5 protein-coding genes are annotated in these 6,243 nt (G+C 69.0%); all 5 read left to right on the top strand.

What is annotated here, in order from left to right; genetic code table 11:
• On the top strand, positions 1 to 743 hold a 743-nt coding region (locus ACFWF3_RS20520; protein WP_379314885.1), incomplete at its 5' end, for a hypothetical protein.
• On the top strand, positions 744 to 1,907 hold the full coding sequence (locus tag ACFWF3_RS20515; RefSeq protein ID WP_379314884.1) for a glutathionylspermidine synthase family protein: 1,164 nt from the start codon (positions 744 to 746) through the stop codon (positions 1,905 to 1,907).
• 35 nt (positions 1,908 to 1,942) lie between these two features.
• Positions 1,943 to 2,398, top strand: coding sequence for a DUF350 domain-containing protein (locus tag ACFWF3_RS20510; RefSeq protein ID WP_062986928.1), 456 nt, complete (start codon positions 1,943 to 1,945; stop codon positions 2,396 to 2,398).
• Between the two features lie 87 nt (positions 2,399 to 2,485).
• Positions 2,486 to 2,962: a DUF1707 domain-containing protein gene (locus tag ACFWF3_RS20505; protein ID WP_378992161.1), complete on the top strand. Its 477-nt coding sequence runs from the start codon at positions 2,486 to 2,488 to the stop codon at positions 2,960 to 2,962.
• A gap of 155 nt (positions 2,963 to 3,117) precedes the next feature.
• Positions 3,118 to 6,243 (top strand): chromosome segregation protein SMC (gene smc, locus ACFWF3_RS20500; protein WP_379314883.1); only part of this gene is annotated, 3,126 nt, incomplete at its 3' end.

Genomic DNA, 6,243 nt, shown 5'->3' with positions numbered 1-6,243 from the left:
CACAGAACCCTGGTCCGCCCGATCGACCGGAACAACCCTCGAACGGCGAGCCCGAGAGATCGCCGTGGACCCCGCCCGACTCCGGCGCGGGCTGGACCCCGCCGGACCCGGGTTCGGCACCGTCCGATCCGAATGCCGGTGCGACGCCATCGGACCCGGTGTTCGGCGGGGGCGGGCATCCCGTCGGCCAACCGCAACCCGGCCGGATGTCACGGCAGGAACCCGGCGTCACCCAGCCACGTCCACCCACTGTCGGTGAGGCGCGCGCCAGGGACAAGGCCCGCAGGCAGGCCGAAGAGGCCGAGCGGGCAGCGGTCGCGGCGGCCGAGGAGAAGCGGCGCAACCGTAAACGCGTGATGATCGGCGGTGTCGCCATCGTGGGCGTCGCCGCGCTGGTCGGTGGCGGTTACCTCGCCTACCGGGCGATCACCGCACCCGACCAGGTCACGGCCTCGTGCGTGCAGATCGACCAGAACGGGCAGGAAGTCGTTGTCCCCGACGACAACTGCGGCGACGGCAAGACCAATTTCCGCAGTGAGGGCTCCGGCGGTCACGGCGCCGGACTGCTGATTCTGGGCTGGCCGCAGTACCGCTACCACTACGGCGGCACACCGACGATCGGCAAGCCACCCACGGGCGGCACCTCGGTGAAACCGCGCAATGCCCAGATCACGACCAAGAGCGGCACCACGGTGCAACGCGGCGGACTCGGCAGCAAGTCGACCGGGGGGAGTGGGTCGTAGATGCGGCGCACCAAGAGCACACCACGCCAGGACTGGCAGCAGATCGTCGAGAAGCAGGGCCTCGTCTACGGCGCGCCGGGGCGCGATGCCAGCGGTCAGCCGCGCCCGTACTGGGACGAGTCGGTGCACTACGAGTTCTCGATGGACGAGATCCTCGCGCTGGAAGCCGATGTGGAACTGCTGCAATCGATGTGTCTGCACGCGGTCGAGCACGTGGTCCTCACCGAGCGCTTCGCCGATTTCGGTCTGCCGGAATGGACGTGGGGCCCGATCGCCGAATCATGGCGTCGCAGTGACCCTTACGTGTACGGCCGCTTCGACCTGCGCTACGACGCGCGCCGCCCGGCCAAGCTGCTGGAATACAACGCCGACACCCCCACCTCGCTGCTCGAGGCCGCGATCATCCAGTGGCACTGGTTGCAGCAGGTGTATCCCGGTGGCGACCAATGGAATTCGCTGCACGAGAAACTGGTGGAGCGCTGGACCGAACTGCGCGGCGTGCTGCCCGGTACCGAACTGCACTTCACCTGGTCGGGCGCCGACGCGACCGGCGAGGACAACGTCACCACCGCCTACATGCAGGAGACGGCGGCCGAAGCCGGGTTCGACACGGTCGCGCTGCCGATCGAGGAAGTCGGTTTCGATACCGAGCTGAACCGGTTCGTCGATCTGGCCGTGGCGCCGATCGAGGCGATCTTCAAGCTGTACCCGTGGGAGTGGATCCTCGACGACGACTTCGGCAAGCGCGTGGTCGGCAGCCTGCCCGCGACCGCGTGGATCGAACCGCTGTGGACCACATTGCTGAGCAACAAGGCGATCCTGGCGATCCTGTGGGAGATGTATCCCGGTCATCCCAATCTGTTGCCCGCCTACCTGGACAACCCGCACGAGCTCACCGAATACATTCGCAAACCCAAGCTCGGCCGCGAGGGCGCGAACATGACCATCGTCGGCCCCGGCATGGAGACCGCGACCGGCGGCGTCTACGGCGCCGAGGGTTTCGTCTACCAATTGCTCGACCCGCTACCGGAATTCGACGGGATGCGCCCGGTGCTCGGCGCCTGGGTCGTGGGTGACACCGCGGCGGGGCTGGGCATTCGGGAGACCGCCGGCCTGATCACCGATGACGGCGCCGCGTTCGTGCCGCACCGCATCGTCGACTGACACCTGACCTCACAACATTGTTCGAAAGGACCACGATGACCGCCCTCGCCCTGGAATCGGGTTATTGGAGTGCGCTCGGTGAAGGCGTCGGCGCCATCATCCTGTACTGCCTGATCGGCCTCGCCCTCATGCTGATCGGCTTCTTCGCCATCGACCTGACCACGCCCGGCAAGCTGCGCGACCTGGTGGTGGCGGGTAAGCCGAACGCGATCATCGTCTCGGCGGCCGGGATGATCAGCATGGCGTTCATCGTCGTGTTCGCGGTGCTGGCCACCGGCGGCAGCGGCAAGCTGTCGGAAGGTCTGATCGCGGCGATCATCTACGGCCTGGTCGGCATCATCGCGCAGGTGATCTCGGTACGGGTGATCGAGAAGGTCACCGGCATCGACATCGGCCGCACGCTGCACGCCGAGACCTACACCCCCGAGGTTCTCGTCGTCGCCGCCGCGCACTTCGCGCTGGGTCTCGTGGTGGCCTTCGCCATTCTCTGAACGAGGGTGATCGGTTGACATCGCACTGTGGAGGGTGGACGCTGGAAACCAGCACTCCACCGTGGATGTGACCGAGAGGACGTCGGCATGGATATCACCCCGGGTACGCGCGCGTCCGACGCCGAACGCAACGCGATCGTCGCCCAGCTGGGCACACATCTGGCCGACGGCAGGCTCGACCTGGGCGAATACGATCTGCGCGTGGCCAAGGTCTACGCGACCACCACGCGCGACGAACTCGCCGTCGTCCTGTCCGACCTGCCCGCGCTGACGAAACAGCAGCAAGCGGACGTACCGGTCGAACGCAAGCCCGGTACACGGTTCCCGATCTGGCAGCGCATCGAGGCGGGCAGCTGGCTCGGCGTCAGCGTGATCGTGCTGGTCATCTGGGGTCTGATCTCCTTGACCGCGGGCGAGCTCACCTACTTCTGGCCGATGTGGGTGATCGGCCCGTGGGGCGCGGTCCTGGTCTTCCGCGTGATCACCGGCTGGGAAGCGACTCCCGGCACCCAGACCCACTTGCGTCAACTTCAGAAGCAGATGAAGCACATCAATCCGCACTGACCGCAAACTTGCCGCTACGTCCGCTAGGCTTTCGCGAGCACATGGGTAACTCGTCGGGAACCGGCTGCCCGAGTCACCCCCATCACCGCTGGCCGCGTGCGATGCCTGCACGCACCTAGGTCTGGCCTGATTCGCGGAGAGGCGGACGAGTTCTCTTGCATTTGAAGAGCTTGACGTTGAAGGGGTTCAAGTCCTTCGCGTCTGCGACCACTTTGCGCTTCGAACCGGGCATCACCTGCGTAGTCGGGCCGAACGGGTCCGGCAAATCCAATGTCGTGGACGCGCTGTCCTGGGTGATGGGCGAGCAGGGTGCCAAAGCGTTGCGGGGCGGGAAGATGCAGGACGTCATCTTCGCCGGGACCGTCGGGCGGGCTCCGCTCGGGCGCGCCGAGGTGACACTGACCATCGACAACTCCGACGGCGCACTGCCCATCGACTACGCCGAGGTGTCGATCACCCGGCGGATGTTCCGCGACGGCGCGGGCGAGTACGAGATCAACGGCAGCACGTGCCGGCTGATGGATGTGCAGGAACTGCTGTCGGACTCCGGTATCGGGCGCGAGATGCACGTCATCGTGGGTCAGGGCAGGCTGTCGGCGATCCTGGAATCGCGGCCGGAGGATCGGCGCGCGTTCGTCGAAGAGGCCGCGGGCGTGCTCAAGCACCGCAGGCGCAAGGAGAAGGCGGTCCGCAAGCTCGACGCGATGCAGGCCAACCTCGCCCGGCTCACCGACCTCACCACCGAACTGCGCCGCCAGCTCAAGCCGCTCAGCCGCCAGGCCGAGGTCGCCCGCCGCGCGCAGACCGTGCAGGCCGACCTGCGCGATGCCCGGTTGCGACTGGCCGCCGACGACCTGGTCACCCGCCGCGGCGAGCTGGAATCCCAGCTCAGCAAAGAGGCCTACGCCCGCGAACAGCAGATCAACGTGCAGACCGAACTCGACGCCGCCAACGCCGCACTGGCGCAGCAGGAGTTCCAGCTGGCGCGGCTGAGTCCCAGCGCCGAGGCCGCCGCGCAGACCTGGTTCCAGCTCTCGGCGCTGACCGAACGGGTCAACGCCACCATCCGCATCGCCAGCGACCGGGCCCGGCACCTGCACACCGAGGCGCCGGCCGGCACCGGACGCGACCCGGACCAGCTCGAGGCCGAGGCCGACCGGATCGAAGCCGAAGAGGCCGAACTGCGGTACGCGGTGGAGATGGCCACCGAGACCCTCGAAGCCGCCCGCGAAGCCCTCGCCGAGCGGGAACACGCCGCCAAGGCGGCCGAGCAGGCGCACCTGGCGGCCGTGCGCGCGATCGCCGACCGGCGGGAGGGCTTGGCCCGGCTGTCCGGCCAGGTCGACACCTTGCGCACCCGCGCCCAGTCCGTGGACGCCGAGATCGCGCGCCTGTCCGTGGCCATCGCCGACGCCCGGCACCGCGGTGAGACCGCGCAGGTCGAATACGACTCGGTGCAGGACGAACTCGGCGAACTCGACGCGGGCGAGAAGGGCCTGGACGCCCAGCACGAACACGCCGTCGCCGCCCAGGAACTGGCCGACGAGCGCGTGCGGGAACTGCGGGAACTCGACCGGGAGGCGAGCAAGCTGGTCGCCCGGCTCGGTGCCCGCATCGAAGCGCTCGGCATGAACCTGGCCCGCAAGGACGGCGCGGCCTGGCTGCTCGAACACGGCGTGGGCGGGCTCGGCGGACGGCTGTCGGGCCTGCTACGCGTGCAGTCCGGGTTCGAGGCCGCTGTGGCCGCACTGCTCGGTCCGCTCGCCGATGCCATCACCGCCGATACCGCGACCACCGCCGACTCGGCGGTGCGGGAATTGCGCAGCGGTGACGGTGGCCGGGTGGCGTTCGTCTTCGCCACCGACGGGGTGATATCGGCCGAGCGTTCCGCGTTGCCCGCCGGTGCGCAGTGGCTCGCCGACGTGCTCGAAGGCGACGAGCAGGTGCGACCCGCGCTGGCCGCGCTCACCGCCGACGTGGTGGTCGTCGACGATCTGGCGACCGCCACCGAGCTCGTCACCCTGCGCCCGGAACTGCGGGTGGTCACCCGTGACGGGGATCTGGCCGGTGCGGGCTGGATCGTCGGCGGTTCGGAACGGATGCCCAGCCAGCTCGAGGTCCAGGCCGATATCGACACCGCCACCGCCGAATTGGCGGCCGCGCAACGGCGGGCCGAGGAGCTGGAGGCCGCGCTGGCCGGCGCGCTGGCCGAACAGACCGACCGCAAGGACGCCGCCGACCACGCGCTGATGGCGCTGCACGAATCCGATCAGGCACTGCTGGCGATCTACGACCGGCTCGCCCGGGTCGGGCAGAACGCTCGCGCGGCACAGACCGAAGGCGAGCGGCTGGCCACCCAGCGCGCGGAAGCCGAAGCGGCGCGGGAGAAGTCGCTCGCCTCGCTCGCCGAACTCGAGGACCGGCTGCGGCACGCCGAGATCGAACACGACGGCAGCGACGACAGTTACGGCGCCGCGAGCACCGAGACCGCGGGCTATGCCCGTGAGGAAGCCGCCGCCGCGCTCGCCGAGGCCCGGACCATGGAGGTCGAGGCCCGGCTGTCGGTGCGTACTTCGGAGGAGCGCGCGGAATCTGTTCGCGGCAAAGCGGATTCGCTGCGCCGGGCGGCCCGTGGGGAGCGGGAGGCCAGGGCTCGCGCCGAACGCGCGCAGGCCGCTCGGCGCCAGGCTGCCGCGGTCGCCGCGGCCGTCGCCGCATCGGGTACCGAGATCAAGAACGAACTCGAGCAGGTCGTGGCCGCCGCCGCGGCACGGCGTGACGAATTGGTCCGTCGCCGTGGCGAATGCGCGGCCGCGCTGGAACAGGTGAAGGAACGCGCCCGTGCGCTGAACACCCAGCTGACCCAGCTCACCGACGCCGTGCACCGCGACGAAGTCGCCAAAGCCCAAGCGGCACTGCGCATCGAACAGCTGGAGACGACGATCTCCGAACAATTCGGCATCGCGCTCGCCGACCTCGTCGCCGAATACGGGCCGGAGGTGCCGTTGCCGCCCTCGGCGCTGGAGCTGCACGAGTACGAGGAGGCCAAGGAGCGCGGCGAGCAGGTCAGCGCACCGCAGCCGATGCCCTACGATCGGCCGACCCAGGAGCGCCGCGCCAAACGCGCCGAGAAGGACCTCGCTACCCTCGGCAAGGTGAATCCCCTTGCGCTGGAGGAGTTCGCGGCCTTGGAGGAGCGCTATACCTTTCTGGCCACCCAGCTGGAGGACGTCAAGAACGCGCGCAAGGACCTGCTCGACGTGGTCGCCGAAGTCGACGCC

The sequence above is a fragment of the Nocardia sp. NPDC060220 genome (assembly GCF_042727815.1).
Classification (GTDB): Bacteria; Actinomycetota; Actinomycetes; order Mycobacteriales; family Mycobacteriaceae; genus Nocardia.
This window is presented reverse-complemented; position numbering and strand designations above follow the sequence as displayed.